Below are 24,796 nucleotides of genomic sequence, written 5' to 3'. Positions count from 1 at the left end.
GTCCAGAAGGAGGAACGTTGCGACGATCAGAACAGTCAATCTCCTACAAGCTAGGAGAACTGCCCAATGAAACGTCGCTACAGTTGGCCGTTAGGGACAATCGCCGCTCTGGTGCTGGTCCTGATTGCCGTGCACATCGCGCTGCCCTACGTGGTGCGCAACTACCTGAACGACAAACTCGCCAACATGGGCGACTACCGTGGCGAGATTGCCGATGTGGACCTGGCGCTATGGCGCGGCGCCTATCGGATCAACGGCCTGCAAATCGTCAAGGTGGACGGCAAGGTCCCGGTACCATTCGTCAAGGCGCCGCTGATCGAGTTCGCCGTGAGCTGGCATTCGCTGTGGTACGACCATGCCGTCGTGGCCGAGGGGCATTTTGTACGCCCCCAGATCAACTTCGTCGATGGCGGTGCCAACAAGCAGGCGTCCCAGACCGGTAAAGGCACCGACTGGCAGGAACAACTGCGCAAGCTGCTGCCGATTACCCTCAATGAAGTACGCATCGAAGACGGCGAGATCGCCTTCCATAACTTCAGCTCCAAGCCTCAGGTGAATATCAACGCCACCGGGGTCAACGCCAGCTTCTATAACCTGACCAATGTGGTGGATGTCAAAGGCAAGCGTGATGCACGCTTTGAAGGCAAGGCACTGCTGCAAGGCCAGGCGCCCCTGGAAGCCAACGCCACCTTTGACCCGCTGAGCGATTTCGAAGAGTTCGAGTTCCGCTTCCGCGCCCGCGACCTGCAACTCAAACGCATGAACGACTTCGCCTCTGCCTACGGCAAGTTCGACTTCAAGGCAGGCACGGGTGATGTGGTGATCGAAGCCCAGGCTGAAAATGGCCGGCTCACCGGCTACATCAAGCCACTGCTGCGTGATGTGGAGGTGTTCGACTGGCAACAAGACGTTGAAAACCAGGACAAGAATATCTTCCGTTCGATCTGGGAAGCCGTGGTGGGCGCCAGCGAAACCGTGCTGAAAAACCAGCGTAAAAACCAGTTCGCCACCCGTGTGGAGCTGAGCGGTAGCGTGCATCAGCAAAATATCAGTGCGTTTTCTGCGGTGATCGCGATTCTGCGCAATGGGTTCATCCAGGCCTTCAATGCTCGTTACGAACAGCCCAAGCCCAGCGCTGATTAACCCTGTGGGAGCTGGTCAGCCAACTCATCTGTCACTGATACACCGTCATCGCAGGCAAGCCAGCTCCCCCACTTCCTGCATGGGCCAGGGCTGATGTGACCCGCCATTCAGAGACTGAATGCCCCGTCTGCGTTCACAGTCGCCGGGGCTGAGGGGTATAGTCGGGCCATTGATGAATCCGAGGAATGACCGATGAAGTTCGAAGGCACCCAGGCCTATGTGGCTACCGATGACCTGAAACTGGCCGTCAACGCCGCCATCACCCTGGAGCGGCCGCTGCTGGTCAAGGGCGAACCGGGCACCGGCAAGACCATGCTTGCCGAGCAACTGGCCGAATCCTTCGGTGCCAGATTGATCACCTGGCACATCAAGTCCACCACCAAGGCGCACCAGGGCCTGTACGAGTACGACGCGGTCAGCCGCCTGCGCGACTCGCAACTGGGCGTGGACAAGGTGCACGACGTGCGCAACTACCTGAAGAAGGGCAAGCTGTGGGAAGCCTTCGAGTCCGATGAGCGGGTGATCCTGTTGATCGATGAAATCGACAAGGCCGACATCGAGTTCCCCAACGACCTGCTGCAAGAACTCGACAAGATGGAGTTCTACGTCTACGAAATCGACGAGACCATCAAAGCCAAGAAGCGCCCGATCATCATCATTACCTCCAACAACGAAAAAGAGCTGCCGGACGCGTTCCTGCGCCGCTGCTTCTTCCACTACATCGCCTTCCCCGACCGCACCACCCTGCAAAAAATCGTGGATGTGCACTACCCCGACATCAAGAAAGACCTGGTCAGCGAAGCGCTGGACGTGTTCTTCGATGTGCGCAAGGTGCCGGGCCTGAAGAAAAAACCTTCCACCTCCGAGCTGGTCGACTGGCTCAAGCTGCTGATGGCTGACAATATTGGCGAAGCAGTGCTACGCGAGCGCGACCCGACCAAGGCCATCCCTCCCCTGGCTGGCGCCCTGGTGAAGAACGAGCAAGACGTGCAGTTGCTGGAGCGTCTGGCGTTCATGAGCCGTCGCGGTAATCGCTGATGCTGCTCAACCTGTTCAATGAGATGCGTGCCGCCAAGGTGCCGGTGTCGGTGCGCGAGCTGCTCGACCTGATCAACGCGCTCAAACAGCGCGTGACCTTCGCCGACATGGACGAGTTTTATTATTTGGCCCGGGCGATCCTGGTCAAGGACGAGCGGCATTTCGACAAGTTCGACCGGGCCTTCGGCGCCTATTTCAACGGCCTGGAAAAGCTCGACGACCACCTGCAGGCGCTGATCCCCGAAGAATGGCTACGCAAGGAATTCGAACGTTCCTTGAGCGATGAGGAACGTGCGCAGATCCAGTCCCTCGGTGGCCTGGACAAACTGATCGAAGAGTTCAAGAAGCGCCTGGAAGAACAGAAAGAACGCCATGCCGGCGGCAACAAATGGATCGGCACCGGCGGCACCAGCCCCTTTGGTTCTGGCGGCTACAACCCAGAAGGCATTCGCGTCGGTGACGCGGGCAAGCGCCAGGGCAAGGCGGTGAAAGTCTGGGACCAGCGCGAGTACAAGAACCTCGACGACCAGGTGGAACTGGGCACGCGCAACATCAAGATCGCCCTGCGCCGCCTGCGCAAGTTTGCGCGCCAGGGTGCGGCCGAAGAGCTGGATATCGATGGCACCATCGACCACACCGCTCGCGATGCCGGCTTGCTGAATATTCAGATGCGCCCCGAACGGCGTAACACCATCAAGCTGTTGCTGCTGTTCGACATCGGCGGCTCGATGGATGCCCACGTGAAGATCTGCGAGGAGCTGTTCTCCGCGTGCAAGACCGAGTTCAAACACCTGGAGTATTTTTACTTCCACAACTTCGTGTACGAATCGGTGTGGAAGAACAACCAGCGCCGTACTTCCGAACGCACCTCCACCCAGGACCTGCTGCACAAATACGGCGCCGACTACAAAGTGATTTTTATCGGCGATGCGGCCATGGCGCCCTATGAAATCACCCAGGCCGGTGGCAGCGTGGAGCATTGGAACGAGGAGCCCGGGTATGTGTGGATGCAGCGTTTCATGGCCAAGTACAAGAAGCTGATCTGGATTAACCCCTACCCGAAAGATACCTGGGGCTATACGGCGTCGACGGGGATTGTGCGGGAGTTGGTGGAGGATCAAATGTATCCGCTGACGCTGCGCGGGCTTGAAGAGGGCATGCGTTTTCTATCCAAGTGAACCCTGGCCTGTAGCCGATGCTATCGGCTACAGGCACGGCACTCAGCAATGCTCGTTGTCGATCCAGGAAAACCTGAGAAAGAGCGCAGCGAACTGTTTGATCAGTTCAGAATCCTGGCGGTCTACTTTCCCGTCGTTGTTCACATCCTGATTGATCGAAACACTGGCCCCTTGACCATTCCCGTCGCTGTATACCGCCGCCGAATAGACGATGGTTTCATCTCGAGGGTCTCCCTCGCCTTGATGGAAGTGCAGCCGCACCGTATCAGGAATCCCGTTGTCATCGAAGTCTCCGGCAAACACCTTCAGGTATTTGTCAAAGGGCTCATCGAGACTGAACCACTGGAAAGCCAGAAACAGCTGGGAAAACTCCAGTGCCATCTCCTGGTCAACCTTGTCGACAATGCCGTCTTGATTGAGATCATCCGCAATAATCCAGTCAAACTGGCCATCGTCAGTAATATCAAATGCCGTTGCCCGATGCACAAGCGCGGGGGTTTGGGCGGTGTCATAAAACTCCAGATAGACCACATCCGGAATATCGTTATCGAGTACATCCTGGGCATATATCTTCAAATAGCGCATAGCAAAGCCTGATAGTGAATAAGCCAATCAAGGCTTGCATGGCTGTGCGCTGGGGCAAAGACGACAAAATTCTGCAATGTCGTAGGACTCATCTTTAAAACCCACTTACGCTGAAAACCTGCGTAAATACTCTATGTGCTGCCGATGCGCTGTTTCCTGCACTACTGGGGCCAATCGGACTTTCTCCCCCGGCAAACACTGCGCCAGCCGCGCCAAGGATAAAGGCGTCAACGCGCCCAACCGCGGATAACCACCGATCGTCTGCCGGTCATTGAGCAACACAATCGGCTGCCCATCCGGGGGCACCTGGATCGCGCCCAACGGTATCCCTTCGGAAATCAACGACGGCCCCTGATACTGCAACGGCGTGCCGAGCAAACGCACGCCCATACGGTCGGCACGGCTGTCCAGAGACCATTCGGCGTTGAAGGCATCAAACAGACTCTGCCCGCTGAACTGGCCTATCTGCGCGCCGATGATCACGTCCAGTGATGCAGCGGATTGCAAATCCGGGTTGGCCAGCACCTTCATTGCACCGCCCGTACCGGAATAGGCCAACCGCCCGCCTTCGGCCAGTGCCTTGCCGCAACCGTCCACCCCGCCCAACGCTTCGCGCACGACCGTGGCACAACTGCCCAGTACAGCCTGCGCATCAAAGCCACCGGGCGCGGCCAGATAAGCGCGTGCCCCATTGAACGGCTGGGTGAAGCGCAGTCGCTGGCCCTTTTGCAGGATAAAACTGCGACCGGGGCTTATCGCTCGCTCATCGACATAGGCGCCCAGGTCCGCACCGGCCAAGGCCAGCAGGCAATAATCCTCGGCCTGCACGGTAAAGCCCCCAAGGGTGATCTCCACCACCGGCGCATCCAGGGCATTGTCCAACAGCCAGTTGGCCCAGGACATCGACACCCAATCCAGCGCGCCGCCCTGGGTCACGCCCAGGTGGCGTACGCCAAAACGACCGGCGTCCTGCAACAGGCACAGCGGCGTGCTGGCCTCGATGATCAAGCGGCTCATGCCTGCGCCTCCAGCGGCGTGTCGTCGCCACCCAAGTGGATGAATTCGGCGTGGCTGACCGAGGCGAAGCGCACCGTGTCGCCGGGTTGCATCAGGCTGTAGCCGTCGCGCTCCCGGTCGAACAGTTTGGCCGGGGTGCGGCCGATCAGGTTCCAGCCGCCCGGGGACACCACCGGGTACGCGGCGGTTTGCCGTTCGGCGATGCCGACGCTGCCGGCAGCCACGCGTTTGCGCGGCGTGTTCAGGCGCGGCGTGGCAAGTAGCTCGTCCACCAGCCCCATAAAGGCAAACCCTGGGGCAAAACCGAGGGCGAACACTTGGTACTCGTGGGCGCTGTGGCGGCGGATCACCTCCTCCACGGCCAGCCCGCTGCGCTGGGACAGCAAGTTCAGTTCCGGGCCGACACTCAGGTCGTACCACACGGGCAGCACATGGCACTGGCCACTGCCCTGCGCCTGGGGTTGCAGATCGGTGAGGGCCTGGTCGATCAGCGCCCGGGCCTGGGCCGGGGTCAGCGCCGTGAGATCGTAATGCACCATCAAGGTGGTGTAGGACGGCACCAGGTCCACCAAGGCCGGGCCAAAACCGTGGCGCAGGCGCTCGGTAGCCGCGAGCATCCACGGCATGTTGGCTTCGGCGATCACGTCAAACAGACGCACCATCAGGCAGTCGATCGCCACCACTTCGATGCGTGGGTTCATGCTGTTTTCAACGCTTCGCGGATACGCTGCACGGCAGCGACCGAACTGGCGTTGTCGCCATGCACACACAGGGTATTGGCTTGTAGCACCAATGGGCTGCCGTCGCTGGCAATCAGCGATTCGCCACGGAAAAGGGTCAGGGCCTGCTGCACGATGGTGTCGGCGTCGTGATGCACCGCGCCGGGCAGTTGGCGAGACACCAGATGGCCGTTACTGTCATAGGCACGGTCAGCGAAGGCTTCGAACCACAGGGTCACCCCGTATTCGTCGCCCAAGGCTTGGGCCGCGCGGTTGTCGCGGGTGGCCAGCAGCATCAGCGGCAGGTCGCCGTAAGCGGCCACGGCCTGGATCACCGCACGCAACTGCGCGGGGTTGGCCATCATGTCGTTGTACATCGCGCCGTGGGGTTTCACATAGCTGACGCGCCCGCCCTGGGCGCGGCAGATGCCGTCCAGCGCACCGATCTGGTAGTGCAACAGGTCCTGGATTTCCTGCGGCGTGTAGTTCATGGAGCGCCGGCCGAAGCCTTGCAGGTCCTGGTAGGCCGGATGAGCGCCCACTTGCACGCCGTGCTTGAACGCCAGGCTGACGGTCTTGCGCATGATGCTCGGGTCGCCGGCATGGAAACCGCAAGCCACGTTGGCGCAATCAATGAACGGCATGACTTCGGCGTCCAGACCCATGGTCCAGTTGCCAAAGCTTTCGCCGATGTCGCAGTTCAGTAGCAGGCGGCTCACGGGGGTCGCTCCTGTAGGCTTTGTTTTCTTGTAGTGTGGGATTTTTTACGCAGAACTCGCAACTTGTCCTGACACCCCAACGACGCTTATCGTGGAATAGCTCGATTTTTGGCGCTTACCCGGTGCGACGTCCAACTAATAAAAACCGATCCATGCATAAGAAAAAGTTGATCCCATGAATTTGAAGTTCCTCGAAACCTTCGTCTGGGTGGCCAAGCTCAAGAGCTTCCGGCTGACGGCCGAGAAGCTGTTCACCACCCAAGCCTCGATCTCCAGCCGCATCGCGGTGCTGGAAAGCGAGCTGGGGGTGAAACTTTTCCTGCGTGATTCGCGTGGCGTGAGCCTGACCCCGGAAGGTTTGAAAGTGCTCGACTATGCCGAGCAGATGATGGTGACCATGCAGGGCTTGAAGCAGTCCCTGGAGACCACCAGCAGCAAGGTTGGGCGCATTCGGATCGGCGCAATGGACACGGTGATCCACACCTGGCTAAGCCCGCTGGTTGCTGAGCTGATGAAGCTGTACCCACTGGTGGAAATCGAGCTGGTCGCCGACACTGCGCTGAACCTCAGCGATCAACTGCAAAAAGGTTTCCTCGACCTGATCCTGCAAACCGACCTGCTGCGCCTGGAAACCGTGCGCAGCCTGGAGCTGGCCAGCCACCCCATGGCCTGGATCGTGGCCAGCCAGTCGATTTACAACCGTGACTACGCCTCCCTCGCCGAGCTGGCCCAGGAGCGCATCATCACTTACTCGAAAAACTCCCACCCGCATCAGGACGTATTGAGTTTGATGCAGGCCAATGGCGTGGCCGCACCGCGCATGAACTGCGTGAACTCGGTGTCGGCGATCACCCGGTTGCTGCGCGATGGCTTCGGCATTGGCGCGCTGCCGCCGGTGCTGGTGAGCGAAGAGCTGGAGCGAGGGGAATTGGTGATGCTGCCCATGGCCCAGCGTCTGCCGAACTTGCAGGTGGTGGTGTCGTGGCGTGTGGGGGTGGAGTTGGTGGAGGAGATTGTGGGGTTGTGCCAGAAAGTCGTTGCCCGCTATGCCGAGCAAGTCGGTGCAGAACGCATGCAACTGAATAAGCCCGACTGATCGTTCCCACGCTCTGCGTGGGAATGCAGCACAGGGCGCTCTGCGCCCTCACGCGCGACGCGGAGCGTCAGAAAAAGCATTCCCACGCGGAGCGTGGGAACGATCAGTGGGTCGTTAGAGGCCCTTGAGGTCCCGTTCTTCGATGGGCCGGCTCTGGCGCAGGCGCCGGCCACCCAGCACCACCCAGTCGATCAAGCGGTACAGGCACTCGATGCCGAACGACAACAGCATCGCCCCGCCCAGGCCCCAGCCCATGGCTTCGGGCGTCAGCAAGATCTGGTAGCTGTAGCCATTCCAGGTCTCCGAACGGATATCCGAGTCGGCAGCCACCGCCACTTGCAGGGCGCGGATGTACCACGGACCCTGCATGGCCTGGAATTGCTTGTCCAGCTCGAGCTGGCGGTCGAGCATGGCGCCCAGGCTGCTGGCGTCGCTCTGGAACACCGGGTCATCGCTGGCGCGGTAATGCGCCACCAAGGCTTGCATATCACCGTTGAAGAACTGCTGCGCCGTGGACTCGAAACCGCGCAAGCCGGTCTGGGCCTCGATCAAGTGGGCTTCGACGCGCTTGGCGTAGTCATTGATAAACCCCGGCACCTGCACGCCGACCAACAAGCCAACGGCAAACAGCACCAACCGCAGATAGCTAAGCAACATGCTCGATTCCTTACTTGGTAACGCCCTGGCTGACACATTCACCGCGTCGCCACAGGCTCCATTGGCCCGGTTCGTAGCGGGTCCAGTTTTCGTTGTCGGTCAACGGCTCGGTGGCGATCACCGTTACCACGTCATTGGGGGTGGTTTCGGCCTGAAAATCGACGATCACGTCGACATCTTTCAAGCGCGCCGGGCCAAAAGGCGCCCGCCGGGTGATCTGTGCCAGCTTGGTCGAGCAATAGCAGAACAGCCAGTCGCCGTCGCTGAGCAGGCAGTTGAACACGCCCTTGCTGCGGTATTCGGCGCAGGCGGCGATCAGGTCGGGCAGCACCTGTTCGATGTCCACCGGCTCAGGGAAGGCTTCGCGCACACGGTTGAGCAAGTCGCAGAACGCCGCTTCGCTGTCGGTATCGCCCACCGGGCGGTAGAAGGTGGCGCGGGGATCGAAGTCTGCCAGTTGGCCGTTGTGGGCAAAACACCAGTTACGCCCCCACAGCTCGCGCACGAACGGATGGGTATTGGCCAGGCTGACCTTGCCCACATTCGCTTGGCGAATATGGCCGATCACCACTTCGCTCTTGATGGGGTAACGCTGCACCAGCAACGCGACTTCCGACTCGCTACTGGCAGCCGGGTCCTGGAACAGGCGCAGGCCGCGGCCTTCATAGAAAGCAATGCCCCAACCGTCGCGATGCGGGCCAGTGCGCCCACCGCGCTGCATCAGCCCGGTAAAGCTGAACACGATATCGGTGGGGACGTTGGCACTCATGCCCAATAATTCACACATGCCAGGGCTCTCGCTGCAGGGCAAACAACGTTAAAGGCGCGGTTCGACCCGCATACCACCGGCAGGCGCCGGGCGACGGAACGGTTCGTCGTCTTCCGGTTCGGCGGCCAAGGCGGCATCCGCAGCCGCCTTGCGCTCACGGCGAGCGTTGGCGGCGCGTTCGATGGGCCAGCGGATCAGCACAAACACGATGTACAGGGCAAACACGATCATCGTGTACATGAACAGGTCGGAAATGGCGCGCCAGGCGTTGTTGCCGACCTTGAGCACCAGGTCCAGGGCAGTAATGGCCACGGCCGGCGCAAACTGGGTCTTGACCGGGTCGACAATGGTCGGGCTGAGCAGCAACACCGCCATCAGCAATTGCAGGGGCTCGCGCAGCCAGCGCCAGAGCCAGCGGGTCATGCGCCACCACACCAACAGGCAGCCCAAAGCGGCGAAGGCGTAAAGGCCCCAAGCGGTCAGATAGTCGTTCTCGGTCATGGTGTCCATGGCAAGGTTGGCAAACAGGCGGCTATGATAACGGCTTTTGCGTGTCGCGGCTGCAATGCCTGCCACCGTCTGCCAGATAGGGAATTATCCATGCCTATTTCCACCGCACCGATTGCCCGCAAGGCCCCAGGCCCAGACCCGTACGCCTGGCTGCAAGAACGCGACAACCCTGAGGTACTCGACTACCTCAAGGCCGAAAACGACTGGCAGGAAGCCCAACTCGCCGATCAGCAGGCGTTGCGCGAGACCCTGTTCGACGAGATCAAGGGCCGCATTCTGGAAACCGACCTGTCCCTGCCCTCCCCTTGGGGCCCGTATTTGTATTACACCCGCACCACCGCCGGTGACGAGTACGCCCGCCACTACCGCTGCCGCCGCCCGGCCGATGACAGCAACCAGGTGGACGCCAGCAGCGAAGAACTGTTGCTGGACCCGAACGTCTTGGCCAATGGCGGCTTTTTTTCCCTGGGCGCGTTCAGCATCAGCCCCGATCACCAACGCCTGGCCTATAGCCTCGATACCAGCGGCGAAGAGATTTACACCCTGTTCGTGAAGGAATTGGCGACCGACAAGGTCAGCGAACTGGCGTTCGAAAACTGCGATGGCAGCATGACCTGGGCCAATGACAGCCTGACCCTGTTTTTCGGTGAGCTGGACGACACCCATCGCCCGCACAAACTGTATCGCTATCGCCTGGACGGCACCGCCGCGCAGGAAGTGTTCCACGAGCCCGACGGCCGTTTTTTCCTGCATTGCTACCGCTCAAGCTCCGAGCGCCAACTGTTGCTGGCCCTGGGCAGCAAGACCACCAGCGAAGTCTGGGCGCTGGACGCCGAGCAACCGCACCTGGCCTTCACCTGCCTGGCGCCACGGGTCGAAGACCACGAATACGACGTCGACCACGGCAAGCGCAATGGCCAGTGGACCTGGTTTATCCGCAGCAACCGCGACGGCATCAACCATGCGCTGTACGTGGCCGCCGACACCGGCACGCCGCCCACCGAAGCCGACTGGCAGAACCTGATCCCCCACAGCGACGAGGTCATGCTCGACGGCGTGAGCCTGAACGCCAACGCCATGACCTTGAGCCTGCGCATTGGTGGCCTGCCGGTTATCGAAGTACACCCCGAGAACGTGCCGGCCTATCGGGTGCAATTGCCTGACGCCGCCTACAGCCTCTACGTACAGAACAGCCTCGAGTTTCCCAGCGACAAGATCCGCCTGCGCTATGAGGCCTTGAATCGCCCGGCCCAAGTGCGCCAGCTCGAGCTGGCGACAGGCGCGCAGGTCGTGCTCAAGGAAACCCCGGTGCTGGGCGTCTTCAACGCCGACGATTACGTCAGCCAACGCCTGTGGGCCACTTCTGCCGATGGCACCCAGGTACCCATCAGCCTGGTGGTCAAGCGTGACCAGCTCGGCAAGCCGACGCCCCTGTACCTGTATGGCTACGGTGCCTACGGCTCAAGCCTGGACCCGTGGTTCTCCCATGCGCGCCTGAGCTTGCTCGACCGCGGGGTGGCGTTTGCCATCGCCCATGTGCGCGGCGGCGGTGAGCTGGGTGAGGCCTGGTATCGCAGCGGCAAGCAGGAACACAAGCAGAACACCTTCAGCGACTTTATCGCCTGCGCGGAACATTTGATCGCCGAGGGCCTGACCACCTCCCCACAACTGGCGATCAGCGGCGGCAGTGCCGGCGGCCTGCTGATCGGCGCGGTGCTCAACCAGCGTCCGGAATTGTTCCAGGCGGCGATTGCGGAAGTGCCGTTCGTCGATGTGCTCAATACCATGCTCGACCCGGAACTGCCGCTGACCATCACCGAGTACGACGAATGGGGCAACCCCGAGGAACCCGAAGTGTATGCGCGCATCAAGGCCTACGCGCCCTACGAGAACGTCCGTGCCCAGGCTTACCCGGCCACGCTGGTGATCGCCGGCTATAACGACAGCCGCGTGCAGTACTGGGAAGCCGCCAAGTGGGTGGCCAAGCTGCGGGATACCAAGACAGACGACAACCTGCTGCTGCTCAAGACCGAGCTGGGTGCCGGCCATGGCGGCATGAGCGGGCGCTATCAGGGCTTACGTGACGTGGCCCTCGAATATGCCTTTGTGTTCAAGGCCCTCGGTCTGGTCTAACCGCCCGGCGTTTTCGGCTTGCTGTCGTTTTGCTGCAGGCCAGGGACCGTCTGGTCCTTGGGCGGCGCCGGCAGCACGATGGGCGCCAGCGGTGGCGAGCCATTATGGGTCTTGGGCGCAACGGGCGGCGTGACTTGCGGGTACAACGTGGGCGTTGGCGTGCCCGGCGCGCCTGGGGTTGGCGCGGGCGCGACCGGTACGGTTTGTAACTCCTGAGCCTGCGCGGTACCCAATGCGAGCGCGCTCAACACAATGACCGTTAGAATGCTGCACTTCATCGATGGCTCCATGGCCTGACCGGAATGCCCTAAGGCTACTCCCAACCGCGCAAGAATGCCCTTCCCAATGAGATTTCCATGAAACGTTTCGTTCTGCTGGACACCACCCCAATCCCCGACAACGGCGGCGCCTTGTGCCTGTTCGAATACGGCGAGGACTTTGTCATCAAGATCCAGGGCGGTGACGGTGGCCAGTTGATGAACACGCGCATGCACGGCTCCGAAGATGCCCTGGCGGAGATTCCCTGCCGCAAAGTGGCCGGGCGCCCGGGTTCGCGGGTGCTGATCGGCGGCCTGGGCATGGGCTTTACCCTGGCCGCGGCGCTCAAGCATTTGGGAAAGAGCGCCGAAGTGGTGGTGGCCGAACTGGTGCCCGGCGTCGTGGAGTGGAACCGAGGGCCGCTGGGGGAGAAATCCGGACGCCCGCTGCTGGACCCGCGCACCGTGGTCCGCCAGGAAGACGTGGCCAAGGTACTGCAGGCCGAGCCCCAAGGCTTTGACGCGATCATGCTCGACGTCGACAACGGCCCTGAAGGGCTCACGCAAAAGGCTAACAGTTGGTTGTACTCGGCCAGTGGCCTGGCCGCGTGTGCCAAGGCCCTGCGCCCCAAGGGCGTGCTGGCCGTGTGGTCGGCCAGCGCCGACAAGCTGTTCAGTGACAAACTGCGCAAGGCCGGCTTCAAGGCCGAAGAAGTGCAAGTATTTGCCCATGGCAACAAGGGTACGCGGCATACCATCTGGATTGCAGAGAAGCTCAAGGGCTGATCGCGGTTGATTCAATCGCGCCAATCCCCTGTGGGAGCAGCTAGAATCAACCTTGTCCGTGAACCACCCAATAATAGCCAGGAGCCATGATGAGCTCGAACAACCCGCCCTCCCACACCGCCAAGCTGGACCGCATCCTTGCCGATGCCCAGCGCGACCGCGAAATGGGCTACCGCGATAAAGCCTTGAAGATGTACCCCCACGTGTGTGGCCGCTGCGCCCGTGAATTTGCCGGCAAGCGCTTGAGTGAACTGACCGTTCACCACCGCAACCACAACCATGATGACAACCCCCAGGACGGTTCCAACTGGGAGTTGCTGTGCCTGTACTGCCACGACAACGAACACTCGCGCTACACCGACCAGCAGTACTTCGGCGAAGGCTCCACCAGCAGCCCGAGCATTGCCAAGGCGACGCACAACCCGTTTGCGGCGTTGGCGGGGTTGATGAAGAAGGACAACTGAAGCTCTGGGCTGACTGTCCTGGCCCCTTCGCGAGCAAGCCCGCTCCCACATTTGAATGTGTTCACAAATTAAAATGTGGGAGCGGGCTTGCTCGCGAAGGCGGCGGCTGCAACAACACATAACTTGTTCCCGACCGCAGTCTCACATTCCCCGTATAATCGCCGTTTTTCTCAAGGCACCCTTCCCCGTGGGCAATAAACGCTACAGCTGCATCGGTCTGTACAACCCCAAATCCCCCGAAAACGTCGGCTCGGTGATGCGTGCCGCCGGCTGTTACGGCGTGGCCTCGGTGTTCTACACCGGCGTGCGTTACGAGCGCGCCAGGGATTTCATCACCGACACCAAGAAGGTGCACCACGATATCCCGCTGATCGGCATCGACGATCTGAAAAAGATCCTGCCCTTAGGCTGCATCCCGGTCGCCGTGGAATTGGTCGACGGCGCCCGCCCGTTGCCTGAATACACCCACCCCGACCGCGCGCTGTATATCTTCGGCCCCGAAGACGGCTCCCTGGACAAAGAGATCCGCGATTGGTGCGAGGACGTGGTGTATATCCCCACCACCGGCTGCATGAACCTGGCGGCCACGGTCAACGTGGTGCTCTATGACCGCCTGGCCAAGGGCAACAACACCCGCTCGGGCCCCAAGTACTGACATTGCGGGAACATCCGGCACATGCGCGCAGTCAGCTAGTAACACTTGCCCTTGTTGGAGACTGATCATGAGCGACAGCAAAACCTTGCGACCTATCATCGAAGCCACGCCGTTGAAGCCTCAACCCACCCAGAACGTGCATGGCTGGGAGCGCATCGGCTCGGTGGCCGGCGGGGTAATGATGGTGGGTAAAGGCTTGCGCCGTGGTGGGATTTTCGGCTTGATCCAGGTGGCGATTGGTGGCGTGGCACTGGCCCGTGGCTTTACCGGGCACAGTTCGCTCAAGGACAAACTGGAACAGGGCCGCCAGGAAATGAACAGCGTGCGCACGAAAATCGAGCGCGCCGGGGAAGAGTTGAAGAACCTGAAGACCAAGGCTGAAGTGGCGGCTGAAAAGGCGGTGAAACCTAAAGCCTGATCCCTGTCTTCAAGACTGTGAAGATCTAAAATGTGGGAGCTGGCTTGCTCCCACAGTTTTGTTGCTCAGCGCAGTAATTTGGAGTCCAGTACCACCGAAGACTCACCAATCACACTCTCGGCCAACTGCACGAACTCTTTGGTGTTGATGCTGTTCACCCGCATCACTGCCTGCGCCAGATCGTCCAGGGAGCGCTTGTTGTGGGTCTTCACGCGGATCTCACGGTCCAGTTCCTGCAATACCACCACCGAACGCGCCAGCGTCGCGCCGTTGACGTGCTCGCCTTTGAGGGTGCTGACGTCTTTGCCTTCTTTGGTCAGCCGTGCCTGGATCGCCGCATAGCGCTCATCGGTAATACCGCCGGCACGCCGCATCAACTCGATTGCGTAGTACTCGCCCAAGCCCTCGCTGATCCAGTCACTGCTGTCGTGGTCATTAAAGCGCCCGATGGCCTGCACCACTTCGCGCAGCAACGGGCTGCTGCCATTTTCGCCAACCAGCGGCGTGCGGCTGTTGAGGTAGATCGAATCGCGTAACGAATAAGCGCCCCGCCGCATCGGGTCACTGGCACCGACAATCAACAGTTTGCCAGGATGGCGCGGGAACGCGGCCTCCACCTGGGGCCAGACAAACGTCAGTAACGTCAGCACGTCCATGCGGCGCATCCCCTGGCCCTTGGGCGAGGCCACGGTGACGTCGGTATCACCCAGGCGCAGGCGGCGGCTGCCGAGGTTGCCCGCCAGCATCCAGCCGGTGGGGCGGTCGAACAGGCGGGACACGTTGTCGATGCGGAATTTGTTCTGGCCGATGCGCGGCCAGGCGGTTTCGACGCTCTTCCAACCCGTCGGCAGTTCAAACATCAGGCGTGAGACCAGTTCGACGCCGTCTTGCTGGTCGAGACGGGCGGCCGGCACCAGGTCTTCGCCGCGCAGTAACGCCCAGCCGGGCGTGATGCGTGTGTCATACACGCCGGGCTTGCGCGCATGGGCCAGGCGCACGCGGTAGGTCAGGCTGGCCTTGTCGGCACTGGGTTGCCACAGGCCACGGTTGCCCGTGATTTGCCACTGGCCATCGGCCTTGAAGTCGCTGTAGTCACCGTCGCGGCCCAGGTCGAAGTTCAGGCTGCGCACCGCCGCGCCTTGGGACAGGCTGACGCGCACCTCGGCCTGCTGGCTTTGGGGCAACAGCTTGACGTGGTAATCCAGGTCGACTTTCTTCGCGCACCAGCCCGGCCCGCTCAGCGCCAGCACGACCAGGCCCGCTGCCCACTTGGCGGCCACCTTCATACACACTCCTCGTTCAACCCGCGCGGAAAATCAGGTAATCCTCCCAGTCGTCTTCGGGCACGCTGCCTTCGCTGAGCATGCGCCCGGACTGGGAAATGCGTTCGTGGTGCACCGCGTCACGGTCGCCGCAGACCAGGTGATGCCACAGCGGCAAGTCCTTGCGCTCGCTGACCAGGCGGTAACCGCAGGTCGGCGGCAACCATTTGAACTGATCGGCCTGGCCCGGCGTGAGCTGGATGCAATCAGGCACCGAGGCACGGCGGTTGGGGTAATCGGTGCACTGGCAGGTTTTCAGGTCGAGCAGTTTGCAGGCGATACGCGTGTAATAGACGCTGTTGTCGTCCTCATCCTCGAGCTTTTGCAGGCAGCACAGGCCACAGCCGTCGCACAAGGACTCCCACTCCTCTTGGTCGAGGTGCTCAAGGGTTTTGCGTATCCAGAAAGGTTCGACTTTGGCGGCCATGGCTCTGCATCAGTATCGGAAGGTGAAAAGGCCGCCAGTCTAGTGCCCAAGCCCGTTGGGGCCAAGCGCTTACGACTGACGGTGTTGCAAGACTTGTCAGGCCTGGATGCGCGCAGTAGTTTTGAATCCCGGTTTTTTCATCAGGGTCTGTCCATGAGCAATAACCCCCGCGTTGCCGATTATCCGATCCACACCCAATTTACCGAGCGCTGGTCGCCCCGCGCCTTTACCGGCGAGAGCATCCCGCAGGAGACGCTGCTGAGTTTCTTCGAAGCGGCACGCTGGGCACCTTCGGCCTACAACTCGCAGCCGTGGCGGTTTCTGTATGCGCGCCGTGACACGCCGGATTGGGAGCGTTTCCTGGGCCTGCTGAATGAATTCAACCGCAATTGGGCGCAGCATGCGTCGGCTCTGGTCATTATCGCGTCGAAAACCGACTTCATCGCCCCCGGCGCCACAGAAGAAACCCCGGCGCTGTGGCACACCTTCGACACCGGCTCGGCCTGGGGCCACTTGGCGCTGCAAGCCAGCCTCAGTGGCTGGCACACCCACGGCATGGCCGGTTTCGACCAGGAACTGACCCGCAAGGAGCTCAAGATTCCGCAGGGTTATGCGCTGCATGCGGCCGTGGCGGTGGGCAAGCTGGGTGACAAGTCGAGTTTGCCGGAGTACCTGCAAGGGCGCGAAATGCCGAGCCCGCGCAAGCCGTTGAGCGAGCTGGTGTCCGAGGGTGACTTCAGTCTCTAAGACTTGCATACACTCAATGTGGGAGCGGGCTTGCTCGCGAATGCGGTGTGGCAGCCACCCAATGTGTTGACTGATCCCCTGCATTCGCGAGCAAGCCCGCTCCCACATTTTTTTCCGCGTTTTGTCAGTAACCGCGCTCGAAATCCACTTCCCCGCGCAGCGCTTGCTTGGCCTGATACGCCCGCAGGTTCTGCACAAACAACGCCACCATCATCGGCGGCGAGGTCGGGGCCGAGCTGTGCCCGGTCAACAGCAAACCCCACGCCGTCCAGAACGGATGGCGTTGCGGCAAGGGCTCCTGGCGGCACACGTCGATCACCGCGCCGGCCAGGTGCCCTTCTTTGAGCGCCTCGACCAGGTCGGCGTCCACCACCGCCACGCCGCGTCCGACGTTGATAAACAAACCGGTGGGTTTGAATTGCTTGAACAGCGCCGCGTCGTACAGGTCATGGGTATCAGGCGTGTTGGGCAGCAGGTTGATCACGTAATCCACCTCCCCCACCAGCCGGCCCAACTGGTCGGGCCCCGCCACTTCGATAAACGGTGCCTGCTCGCGGGCCTGGCTGGCGATGCCATACAACTGCACGCCGAACGGCAGCAGAAACTCGGCCACGCTCTGGCCAATGTCACCGGTGCCGACGATCAGCGCCTTACGCCCCGCCAGGCTCTGACCCATGCGGTTATCCCATTTGCGCTCCACCTGGCTGACCAACCGCGCCAGCACTTCGCGCTCGTGGCCCAGCATGTAGGTGAGGACAAACTCGGCCATGACCTGGCCAAAAATGCCTACCGCGCGGGTCAGCCGATAGTCGCGTGGCAAGCCGTCGGCCAGCAGTGGCGTGATGCCCGCCCACGTCGATTGCAGCCATTGCGGATGATGGCCCTGGCGCAGCAGGGTCGCCAACAGATCGGGCTGGCCCAGCCACACCGGACAGTCGGCGGCCAGGCGCGAGAGTTCGGCCGAATCGCCGCTGGTCAGCACTTCGAGGTCTGGGGCGGCGTCCCTGAGCAATTGGGCGTAGAGCGGATGATCCTGTTCAGCAATCAGAACACGCATGGTTCAAACCTTTGAAAAAACAGTGCAGACGGCCGCCCGCATCCTTACGGCCACCGTCCTCTAATACGATTCCATTGAAACTGTGCCCTGAGCCGGGCACGGGTCGATCACATCGGGTCGTTGCGGCGCAGCAGCTCTTCGGGCAAGTGCTCGATGTACTCGTCCTCAGCTGGCGGCATTTGTAGGTGGTAGCCCTGCTTGTCGAGGTTTTCCAGCACCACGGTGATGTCTTCGCGCGACAGCTTGCGCTCAGGCGTCAGCACCATGTCAAAGGCGTGATGCGCCTTGCCGAAGGCTTCCATCAACGGCTCGGGTACGCGCTCCAGGGCATCGCTTTTGAGCACATAGAGGTACATGCCGTCTTTTTTCTTGCTGCGGTAGATGGAGCAAATACGTTTCAAGGCTGTTCTCCGGCATTGGCCAGGCTGTCGAGCAACGCCTGGCCCATCAACTCGCGGCGCCAGCCACGCAGCGAGTCTGGCAATTGGTAAGGCCCATCGGGGTAGCCACTTTTAACCAGGGCTTCGAGGGTTTTCTTGCGCAGCATCAGTTCCGGCGCCATGTCCAGGCGCTCGGCGAAGGTTTGGCCCAAAGCCCGCAGTTGCTTGATCAACGCGGCAGCGTCCACGGGTAACGGCTCAGCCACGGCAGGCGGCCATTGGTCCATGGGCACGCTACCGGTGCGTTTGATCAGGTCCAGCAAAAACTGGCCGTCCTGGCGCACGGTGCGCGGGTGCATGTCTTCGATCTTGCCCAGGGCGGCGAGGTTATCCGGCTGGGATTTGGCCAGGGGCCACAACGAGTGTTCGCGAATAATACGGTTGCGCGGCAAGTCGCGAGCACGGGCCTGCTGCTCGCGCCAGGCGCACAGTTCACGCAACACCGCGAGTTGGGCACGGGACAATTTCCACGCCAGCTTGGCGTCGCGGTACACCTCGTAGGGGTCGATCTCGCGGCGCAGGTTGGCCACCAATTCGGCGCCGTCTTCCAGTACCCAGGCGTATTTGTCATCCGACAGTTGCGGGCGCAGACGGGTGTAAACCTCGGCCAAGTGCACCGCGTCTTCGGCGGCGTAGCTGATCTGCGTCTCCGACAATGGCCGCTGCAGCCAGTCGGAGCGGGTTTCACCCTTGGGCAACTCGATATCCAACACCGCCTGCACCAGGCGCGAGTAGCCCATGGAAAAACCGAGGTTGAGGTAGGCCGCTGCCAATTGGGTGTCGAACAAGGGCACCGGCAAGCTGCCGGTCAGGCGCGACAGCACTTCCAGGTCTTCACTGCAGGCGTGCACCACCTTGATCACCGCTGGGTTCTCCAGCAAGGCGGCCAAGGGTTGCCAATTGTCGATGGTCAGGGGGTCGATCAGGTAAGCGCGCACGCCATCACCGATCTGGATCAGCCCGGCAATAGGGTAAAAGGTGTCGACCCGCATGAATTCGGTGTCGAGGGCGACGAATGGCAACTGCTGCCATTCGGCGCAATGCTGGCCGAGGCTATCGTTGTCGCAGATCCAGTGAATATCGATGGCCACACGGCTCTCCCTTGAAGAATGGCGCGCAGTATATATCGCGAAAGGGGCTTGCGAGCATCCGCAGTGCACACGCCATCATGAAAACTCCGACAGGAGATGAAGAATAGTCCGACAAAGGGGCGTTATCCTCTCTTACGCAAAACGTAGACGCACCATCGCCGCGAGCCCGGCAGGAACTCTTGGTAATTGAGGATTTTGAAGCCGGCTTGCCGAAACTCGCTCTCTACGGGCGTGCCCACGTTCACGGCAACAATCACCGTGTCGCGGCTGACGCGGTGAAACTCGTGCAATAACATGAGTCGCGCATCACTGTCGGGCACATGGCGAAACAAATCCAGGCAAAAAATGCAGTCCACCGCATTCGCCGAAAGGCCAATGGAAAACGCCGAGCCCTGGAATGTTTTGACACGCTTGAGCAACCCGCCCGGGTGATGGGTGCGCGCGTGATCGAGCATCGCCTGGGAGTTGTCCGAGGCCAGTATCACGCGGTTGACGTGTTCGGCCAGCACCGGCCAGAAGCGCCCGGAACCGCACGCCAGGTCGAGGATAAGCCCTGGCTCCCCCGCCACCTTCAGGGCTTGGCGTACCAACCGCGCATCGCGCCACGCCGACAGGCGCTGCAACAGCCTGGGCGGACGCGGGTCGCCACAGCCCCTGGCATGCTCACGGTCATAGCGCTCGGTGAATTCGGTCTCGATGGAGGATGGAGGTTGTGGCGACATCGCGGGCTCATGTGAATGAAACGGTAGTGAACGACCTTGATTCGCAGCTTAACCGCCGCAACGTGAAAAAAAGGTCGAAAGCCCCCCACTAAAACCGGTCACGCTTGATGCAAGTACCAGCGCCAATCCTGCTCCCCTACCTCGCCCATGAACTGGCGGTATTCGGCACGTTTGACCGCCAGGTAAACGCCGAGGAATTGGCGCCCGAACGCATCCGGTGCCCAGCGGGAGGTTTCCAGCGCGCGCAAGGTGGTCAGCCAGTCGGTGGGCAACAGTTCCTTGGCCTGGGCGTAGCCGTTGCCTTGCACCGGGGCGCCAGGGTCGAGCTGTTCGCGGATGCCTCGATGAATGCCGGCCAGGATCGCGGCGGCCGCCAGGTAGGGGTTGGCGTCGGCCCCGCAGATGCGGTGTTCGATATGCCGGGATTGAGCCGGGCCACCGGGCACTCGCAGGCTGACGGTGCGGTTGTCCACGCCCCAGGTGGCAGCGAGCGGCGCATAGCTGTTGGTTTGGAAGCGTCGATAAGAGTTGGCGTTGGGGCAGAACATCAACAGTGAATCGAGCAAGGTGCTGAGCATGCCGCCCACGGCCTGGCGCAGCAGTGGCGTGCCGTCGACCGCTTCACTGGCAAACAGGTTATTGCCCTGGGCATCGGCCAAGCTGACGTGCATGTGCATGCCTGTACCGGCCAGGTCGTCAAACGGCTTGGCCATGAAACAGGCGGTCATTCCATGTTTGTGCGCCACGCCCTTGACCAGGCGTTTGTAGCGCACGGCTTCGTCCATCGCCTGCAGCGCGTCGGTGCGGTGTTCGAGGGTGATTTCCACTTGGCCCGGCGCGTACTCGGAGATGGCCGTGCGCGCCGGAATCCCTTGCAGTTTGCAGGCGCTGTAGAGGTCGGCAAGAAACGGCTCGATCTGCTCCAGCTCGCGCAGGCCGTACACCTGGGTCGAGCGCGGACGCTTGCCATCCACATCCCGCGCCGGTTGTGGGCGGCCGTTGCTGTCGGGCTTCTGGTCGAGCAGGTAGAACTCCAGCTCCGCCGCCATCACCGGGTAATAACCGTCGGCCTTGAGCGCCTCGATAACATTGGCCAGCAGGTGCCTGGGGTCGGCCACGGTGGCGGGCAGGCCTTCGGTGGGGTGCATGCTGACTTGCACCGCCGCGGTGGGGATCAAGCGCCATGGCATGCGCTGCAAGCTGCCGCTGATCGGATAGGCGCGGCAGTCGATATCCCCCACCTCCCAGACCAGCCCGGAGTTTTCTACGTCATCGCCATTGATAGTCAGGCCGAGGATGGTGCTGGGCAGAGGCCGGCCACTTTCGTACACCGCCAGCAGTTCGTCGCGGTGCAGCAGCTTGCCGCGCGGTACGCCGTTGTTATCGAGGATAAACAGCTCGAACATCTCAATGTCGGGGTTCTGTTCAAGGAAGGTCTGGGCTTCATGCAGGCGGGCAAAAACACTCATGGGAATTCTCATACGTTTGCGTCAGGCAAGCGCGCAGGCGCCGCCGGGCAGATGCGCACAGGTGCGCGTCATCCATGGGGTAGATCAACGTAGGAGAGAGGTATCTGGCGGGCGCGCGTGTCGGCAATGGAACAGAGCCCAGAACGCAAGCGCAGACGGCAATGTCGCGGTGTGAATGTCGGGGCAAGCGTGCATGCGCGCTTCACAGTGATAGAAAGACTTGAGCGTCACACGCGGGGATACGCAGGTAAATTCAGGCTTGACGGAGTTTGGTTGCAGTTTGGCTAAACATTCACCGCGCCTTGCCACCCTGCCCTGTGCTGGAAATAATGAGCCCCCGACCGTGCCCCAAGGATTCGACCCCATGAAAGCGCCTCTGGCCCTCTGTGTACTGGCAAGCCTGGCCACTGTCGCCCAGGCCGACACCGCTGCATCTCGCCTTGACGACGTGATTGCGCGCGGCACCCTCACCGTGTGTACCACCGGCGACTACAAGCCTTACACCTCGCTGCGCAGCGACGGCGGCTATGAAGGCATCGACATTGCCATGGCCGAGTCTCTCGCCAAGAGCCTGAACGCCAAAATCACCTGGGTGCCTACCACCTGGAAAGCCCTGATGCCGGACTTTCTGGCCCAACGCTGCGACATCGCGGTGGGCGGTATTTCCGTGTCGTTGGAACGTCAGAAAAAAGCCTTCTTCAGCCAATCACTCGGAGTCGACGGCAAGATCCCGCTGGTACGCTGCGCCGACGTGCAGCGTTACCAGACGGTGGAGCAGATCAACCAGCCCGAGGTGCGAGTGATCGAACCGGCGGGCGGCACCAACGAAGTGTTTGCCCGTGCGCACTTGGGCCAGACGCAGATTCGCCTGCATGACAACGTGACGATTTTTGATGAGCTGCTGGCGGGCAAAGCCGATGTGATGATTACCGACGCCAGCGAGGCACGTTATCAGCAGAAGCTCAAGCCTGGGTTGTGCGCGGTCAACCCGGAGCAACCGATGCAGTACAGTGAAAAAGCGTTTTTGTTGCCGCGCGATGATGTGGCCTGGAAGAGTTACGTGGATCAGTGGTTGCATTTAAGTGTGGCGACGGGGGCGTATGCGGGGATTGTGGGGCAGTGGTTGGCTGCGCCTTGAATGCGGGGTGCCAGGTAGATCGGTGTTGATTGTCCGGCCGTCATCCCAGGCGAGCCAGCTCCCACATTGGGATCCTGGGGCGTCAGCCCGGCCCTACGCCTTGATCAACGCTACAAACGCCGCACACGCAGCGCTGCGATACGCGCCCTTGCGGCTCAGCAGTGCCGCGGTGCGCTGCGGCAACGGTGGGGCAATCGCCACGGCATGCAGGCCTGCCTGGGCCTCGGCCAGTGCGCGGGGCAGGACGGTTGCCAGGGGCGTGCTGCGCACGATTTCGATAATCGCGCTGATGGAATTGGCCTCCATGGCAATCTGCGGTTTAACCCCTTGCTGGTGGCAGTAGTCGTCGATGTAGCGGCGGGTGGCGAAGCCTGTGTTCAGTAGCACCAGAGGCTGTTCGAGCCAGGCCGGTTGTGTGCGTTCGGGGTGACTGGCACTGACGACCAGGCTCAGCTCTTCGACAAACAGCGCCTCACAGTCGATCTCCAGCCCATGCTCGCCGGTAAAGCCGATGCCGATATCCAGCAGGTCCTCGCCCAGCGCGGCTTCGATACGGTCTTGGGTCAGTTCCTCGATGCTCAGGGTGATGCCCGGATACAGCTGGTTGAAACGCGCCAGCAATGGCCCGATCAGGTAGGCGGTGAAAGTCGGCGTCATGGCCAGGCGCAAATGCCCTCGGCGCAGGTCCTGCACGTCATGTATGGCGCGGGTGCCGGCTTGTAGATCCTGCAAGGCCAGCCGCGCATAACGCACATAGGCCTGCCCCGCGTCGGTCAGGCTGACACTGCGCCCGGAGCGGTCCAGCAGTGGCGCGCCCAGACTTTCTTCCAGTTGCTTGATCTGTTGCGACAAGGTCGGCTGCGACACGTGCAGCGCCTCTGCAGCCCGCGTGAAGTTGCGGTGCTCGGCAACGGCCAGCAAGTAACGGATATGACGCAACAGCATGGGCAGCGCTCCAACTATAGGCATGACTTATAGAAAGCATAATAAACCGGTCTTGGACCCTATAGCCAAAAACTCCCATCCTTGCCCCCATCAGCGACGCAAGGAGAACCACCATGCAGCATCTCATCGACGGCTTTCGCAAATTCCAACGTGAAGCCTTTACCCCTCGCAGTGACTTGTTCAAACACCTGGCGACCACGCAAAGCCCCGGCACCTTGTTCGTGTCCTGCTCTGACAGCCGCGTAGTCCCCGAGCTGTTGACCCAGCAGGAACCCGGCGACCTGTTCGTCATCCGTAACGCCGGCAACATAGTGCCGTCCTACGGCCCGGAGCCGGGAGGTGTGTCGGCCACAGTCGAATATGCCGTAGCGGTGCTGGGCGTCAGCGACATCGTGATTTGCGGGCACTCGGACTGCGGCGCGATGACTGCAATTTCTACCTGCAAATGCCTGGACCACCTGCCCGCCGTGGCCAACTGGTTGCGCCATGCCGAGTCGGCCAAGGTGATCAATGCCGCCCGTACGCATGCCTCGGACGCTGCACGCCTGGATTCATTGGTGCGCGAAAACGTGGTCGCCCAACTGGCCAACCTCAAGACTCACCCTTCGGTCGCCCTGGCGCTGGAACAAGGCCGGATGAACCTGCATGGCTGGGTGTACGACATCGAAACCGGCGGCATTGACGCTTTGGACGGGCACACCGGGCGCTTCGTCTCCCTGCTCGACCACCCCAGCACCCGCGCCCACGCCGCCTGAACCCTAATCAACCCAAGAGGACGTCACCATGTTGCAATCCCAATTCGCTCAAACCCCACGCCTGGCCCTGGCCGACACCGTTATCGACCTCAAGGCACGCAAAAACCTGTCGTGGCAGGACCTCACCGACGGCACCGGGCTGAGCCTGGCATTCGTCACCGCAGCCCTGCTCGGCCAGCACCCGCTGCCCAAGGAAGCGGCCGACATCGTGTGCGGCAAACTCGGCCTTGACGAGGACGCCAGCCGCCTGCTGCAAAGCGTCCCACTGCGCGGCAGCTTCCCGAGCGGTGTGCCGACCGACCCAACCATGTACCGTTTCTATGAAATGCTGCAAGTCTACGGCTCTACCTTGAAGGCCCTGGTGCATGAGCAATTCGGCGACGGCATCATCAGCGCCATCAACTTCAAACTGGACATCAAGAAAGTCGAAGACCCGGACGGCGGCTCCCGTGCGGTCATCACCCTGGACGGCAAATACCTGCCGACCAAACCCTTCTGATTCGCCGCCAACCGTCTACGCTCTTGGCACACCAACAAGA

At 61.4% G+C, this 24,796-nt stretch carries 29 protein-coding genes; 13 read left to right on the top strand and 16 right to left on the bottom strand.

Annotated features, from left to right (window positions below; genetic code table 11):
- Window positions 1–66 precede the first annotated feature (66 nt).
- The 3 genes from BT199_RS09840 (at window position 67) to BT199_RS09830 (ending at window position 3,359) form a co-directional block, all read left to right on the top strand.
- The gene (locus BT199_RS09840; RefSeq protein ID WP_072434375.1) at window positions 67–1,143 is read left to right on the top strand and encodes a DUF748 domain-containing protein; all 1,077 of its coding nucleotides are present in this window, start codon (window positions 67–69) and stop codon (window positions 1,141–1,143) included.
- A 192-nt stretch (window positions 1,144–1,335) separates the two neighbouring features.
- Window positions 1,336–2,181, top strand: a complete 846-nt coding sequence (locus tag BT199_RS09835) for an AAA family ATPase (RefSeq protein ID WP_072434374.1) — start codon at window positions 1,336–1,338, stop codon at window positions 2,179–2,181.
- Window positions 2,181–3,359: a vWA domain-containing protein gene (locus tag BT199_RS09830; RefSeq protein WP_003189625.1), complete on the top strand. Its 1,179-nt coding sequence runs from the start codon at window positions 2,181–2,183 to the stop codon at window positions 3,357–3,359. Before BT199_RS09835 ends, BT199_RS09830 begins: the two co-directional genes overlap by 1 nt.
- A 42-nt stretch (window positions 3,360–3,401) precedes the next feature.
- On the opposite strand, the gene BT199_RS09825 is transcribed toward BT199_RS09830, so the two are convergent.
- The 4 genes from BT199_RS09825 to BT199_RS09810 all read right to left on the bottom strand — a co-directional run bounded on the left by BT199_RS09825 (window position 3,402) and on the right by BT199_RS09810 (window position 6,399).
- A complete protein-coding gene (locus BT199_RS09825) occupies window positions 3,402–3,944 on the bottom strand; it encodes a hypothetical protein (RefSeq protein ID WP_072434373.1) in 543 nt (180 codons plus the stop codon).
- Window positions 3,945–4,049: 105 nt separating this feature from the next.
- Window positions 4,050–4,961, bottom strand: coding sequence for a 5-oxoprolinase subunit C family protein (locus BT199_RS09820; protein WP_072434372.1), 912 nt, complete (start codon window positions 4,959–4,961; stop codon window positions 4,050–4,052).
- Window positions 4,958–5,662 carry a 5-oxoprolinase subunit PxpB gene (gene pxpB / locus BT199_RS09815; protein ID WP_014717494.1) on the bottom strand — a complete coding sequence of 235 codons (705 nt, stop codon included), beginning with the start codon at window positions 5,660–5,662 and terminating at the stop codon, window positions 4,958–4,960. The genes BT199_RS09820 and pxpB overlap by 4 nt, the downstream gene beginning before the upstream one ends.
- The gene (locus tag BT199_RS09810) at window positions 5,659–6,399 is read right to left on the bottom strand and encodes a 5-oxoprolinase subunit PxpA (RefSeq protein WP_014717493.1); all 741 of its coding nucleotides are present in this window, start codon (window positions 6,397–6,399) and stop codon (window positions 5,659–5,661) included. Before BT199_RS09810 ends, pxpB begins: the two co-directional genes overlap by 4 nt.
- Before the next feature lie 175 nt (window positions 6,400–6,574).
- Between BT199_RS09810 and BT199_RS09805 the strand changes: the two genes are divergently transcribed.
- Window positions 6,575–7,495, top strand: a complete 921-nt coding sequence (locus tag BT199_RS09805) for a LysR family transcriptional regulator (RefSeq protein ID WP_003189619.1) — start codon at window positions 6,575–6,577, stop codon at window positions 7,493–7,495.
- 114 nt (window positions 7,496–7,609) lie between these two features.
- On the opposite strand, the gene BT199_RS09800 is transcribed toward BT199_RS09805, so the two are convergent.
- The 3 genes from BT199_RS09800 to BT199_RS09790 are packed head-to-tail and all read right to left on the bottom strand — an operon-like array spanning window position 7,610 to window position 9,497.
- A complete protein-coding gene (locus BT199_RS09800; RefSeq protein WP_072434371.1) occupies window positions 7,610–8,152 on the bottom strand; it encodes a DUF2937 family protein in 543 nt (180 codons plus the stop codon).
- 10 nt (window positions 8,153–8,162) lie between these two features.
- Entirely contained in the window at window positions 8,163–8,939 is a 777-nt protein-coding gene (locus BT199_RS09795) for a class II glutamine amidotransferase (protein WP_014717491.1), read from the bottom strand.
- Window positions 8,940–8,969: 30 nt separating this feature from the next.
- Complete coding sequence (locus BT199_RS09790; protein WP_072434370.1) at window positions 8,970–9,497, bottom strand: MFS transporter; 528 nt, start codon at window positions 9,495–9,497, stop codon at window positions 8,970–8,972.
- Between the two features lie 24 nt (window positions 9,498–9,521).
- Between BT199_RS09790 and BT199_RS09785 the strand changes: the two genes are divergently transcribed.
- The gene (locus tag BT199_RS09785; RefSeq protein WP_072434369.1) at window positions 9,522–11,564 is read left to right on the top strand and encodes a S9 family peptidase; all 2,043 of its coding nucleotides are present in this window, start codon (window positions 9,522–9,524) and stop codon (window positions 11,562–11,564) included.
- On the opposite strand, the gene BT199_RS09780 is transcribed toward BT199_RS09785, so the two are convergent.
- Window positions 11,561–11,842 (bottom strand): hypothetical protein, encoded by a 282-nt coding sequence (locus BT199_RS09780; protein WP_014717488.1) that lies wholly within the window; start codon window positions 11,840–11,842, stop codon window positions 11,561–11,563. The two genes, BT199_RS09785 and BT199_RS09780, sit on opposite strands and share 4 nt — an antisense overlap.
- 78 nt (window positions 11,843–11,920) lie before the next feature.
- Between BT199_RS09780 and BT199_RS09775 the strand changes: the two genes are divergently transcribed.
- From BT199_RS09775 to BT199_RS09760, 4 genes are all read left to right on the top strand, one after another.
- Window positions 11,921–12,607 (top strand): spermidine synthase, encoded by a 687-nt coding sequence (locus BT199_RS09775; RefSeq protein ID WP_003189610.1) that lies wholly within the window; start codon window positions 11,921–11,923, stop codon window positions 12,605–12,607.
- 89 nt (window positions 12,608–12,696) lie between these two features.
- A complete protein-coding gene (locus tag BT199_RS09770) occupies window positions 12,697–13,071 on the top strand; it encodes a YajD family HNH nuclease (protein WP_072434368.1) in 375 nt (124 codons plus the stop codon).
- Between the two features lie 187 nt (window positions 13,072–13,258).
- On the top strand, window positions 13,259–13,726 hold the full coding sequence (locus tag BT199_RS09765) for an RNA methyltransferase (protein ID WP_014717486.1): 468 nt from the start codon (window positions 13,259–13,261) through the stop codon (window positions 13,724–13,726).
- A 67-nt stretch (window positions 13,727–13,793) separates the two neighbouring features.
- Window positions 13,794–14,144 carry a YgaP family membrane protein gene (locus BT199_RS09760; RefSeq protein ID WP_019818260.1) on the top strand — a complete coding sequence of 117 codons (351 nt, stop codon included), beginning with the start codon at window positions 13,794–13,796 and terminating at the stop codon, window positions 14,142–14,144.
- A gap of 65 nt (window positions 14,145–14,209) precedes the next feature.
- Here the strand turns inward: BT199_RS09760 and BT199_RS09755 are convergent, their stop codons facing one another.
- Both BT199_RS09755 and BT199_RS09750 read right to left on the bottom strand, forming a co-directional pair.
- Window positions 14,210–15,430 (bottom strand): hypothetical protein, encoded by a 1,221-nt coding sequence (locus BT199_RS09755; protein WP_014717484.1) that lies wholly within the window; start codon window positions 15,428–15,430, stop codon window positions 14,210–14,212.
- Window positions 15,431–15,443: 13 nt separating this feature from the next.
- Window positions 15,444–15,893: a YcgN family cysteine cluster protein gene (locus tag BT199_RS09750; RefSeq protein WP_003172524.1), complete on the bottom strand. Its 450-nt coding sequence runs from the start codon at window positions 15,891–15,893 to the stop codon at window positions 15,444–15,446.
- Between the two features lie 153 nt (window positions 15,894–16,046).
- On the opposite strand from BT199_RS09750, the gene BT199_RS09745 reads away from it, so the two are divergent.
- Window positions 16,047–16,640, top strand: a complete 594-nt coding sequence (locus BT199_RS09745) for a nitroreductase family protein (protein ID WP_003189601.1) — start codon at window positions 16,047–16,049, stop codon at window positions 16,638–16,640.
- 124 nt (window positions 16,641–16,764) lie between these two features.
- Here BT199_RS09745 and BT199_RS09740 read toward each other — a convergent pair whose 3' ends face one another.
- The 5 genes from BT199_RS09740 to BT199_RS09720 form a co-directional block, all read right to left on the bottom strand.
- Window positions 16,765–17,697 (bottom strand): D-2-hydroxyacid dehydrogenase, encoded by a 933-nt coding sequence (locus tag BT199_RS09740; protein WP_072434367.1) that lies wholly within the window; start codon window positions 17,695–17,697, stop codon window positions 16,765–16,767.
- 107 nt (window positions 17,698–17,804) lie between these two features.
- A complete protein-coding gene (locus tag BT199_RS09735; RefSeq protein WP_014717482.1) occupies window positions 17,805–18,098 on the bottom strand; it encodes a YcgL domain-containing protein in 294 nt (97 codons plus the stop codon).
- Complete coding sequence (gene rnd / locus BT199_RS09730; RefSeq protein ID WP_014717481.1) at window positions 18,095–19,228, bottom strand: ribonuclease D; 1,134 nt, start codon at window positions 19,226–19,228, stop codon at window positions 18,095–18,097. Before rnd ends, BT199_RS09735 begins: the two co-directional genes overlap by 4 nt.
- A 122-nt stretch (window positions 19,229–19,350) precedes the next feature.
- Window positions 19,351–19,950: a class I SAM-dependent methyltransferase gene (locus BT199_RS09725; protein ID WP_014717480.1), complete on the bottom strand. Its 600-nt coding sequence runs from the start codon at window positions 19,948–19,950 to the stop codon at window positions 19,351–19,353.
- A 98-nt stretch (window positions 19,951–20,048) separates the two neighbouring features.
- Window positions 20,049–21,419: a glutamine synthetase family protein gene (locus tag BT199_RS09720; protein ID WP_072434366.1), complete on the bottom strand. Its 1,371-nt coding sequence runs from the start codon at window positions 21,417–21,419 to the stop codon at window positions 20,049–20,051.
- Window positions 21,420–21,783: 364 nt separating this feature from the next.
- Here BT199_RS09720 and BT199_RS09715 point away from each other — a divergent pair, with 364 nt between their 5' ends.
- Window positions 21,784–22,557 carry a transporter substrate-binding domain-containing protein gene (locus BT199_RS09715; protein ID WP_072434365.1) on the top strand — a complete coding sequence of 258 codons (774 nt, stop codon included), beginning with the start codon at window positions 21,784–21,786 and terminating at the stop codon, window positions 22,555–22,557.
- A gap of 93 nt (window positions 22,558–22,650) precedes the next feature.
- On the opposite strand, the gene cynR is transcribed toward BT199_RS09715, so the two are convergent.
- The gene (cynR, locus tag BT199_RS09710; protein ID WP_014717477.1) at window positions 22,651–23,502 is read right to left on the bottom strand and encodes a transcriptional regulator CynR; all 852 of its coding nucleotides are present in this window, start codon (window positions 23,500–23,502) and stop codon (window positions 22,651–22,653) included.
- 113 nt (window positions 23,503–23,615) lie between these two features.
- On the opposite strand from cynR, the gene BT199_RS09705 reads away from it, so the two are divergent.
- Both BT199_RS09705 and cynS read left to right on the top strand, forming a co-directional pair.
- Entirely contained in the window at window positions 23,616–24,257 is a 642-nt protein-coding gene (locus BT199_RS09705) for a carbonic anhydrase (RefSeq protein WP_019818265.1), read from the top strand.
- Between the two features lie 28 nt (window positions 24,258–24,285).
- Window positions 24,286–24,756 carry a cyanase gene (cynS, locus tag BT199_RS09700; protein WP_014717475.1) on the top strand — a complete coding sequence of 157 codons (471 nt, stop codon included), beginning with the start codon at window positions 24,286–24,288 and terminating at the stop codon, window positions 24,754–24,756.
- The last annotated feature ends 40 nt before the right edge of the window (window positions 24,757–24,796 follow it).

It is taken from the genome of Pseudomonas sp. NFR02 (assembly GCF_900119375.1).
GTDB classification, from domain to species: Bacteria; Pseudomonadota; Gammaproteobacteria; order Pseudomonadales; family Pseudomonadaceae; genus Aquipseudomonas; species Aquipseudomonas paracarnis.
The sequence above is the reverse complement of the archived record's forward strand: the minus strand, read 5'-3'. Positions and strand labels throughout refer to the sequence as shown.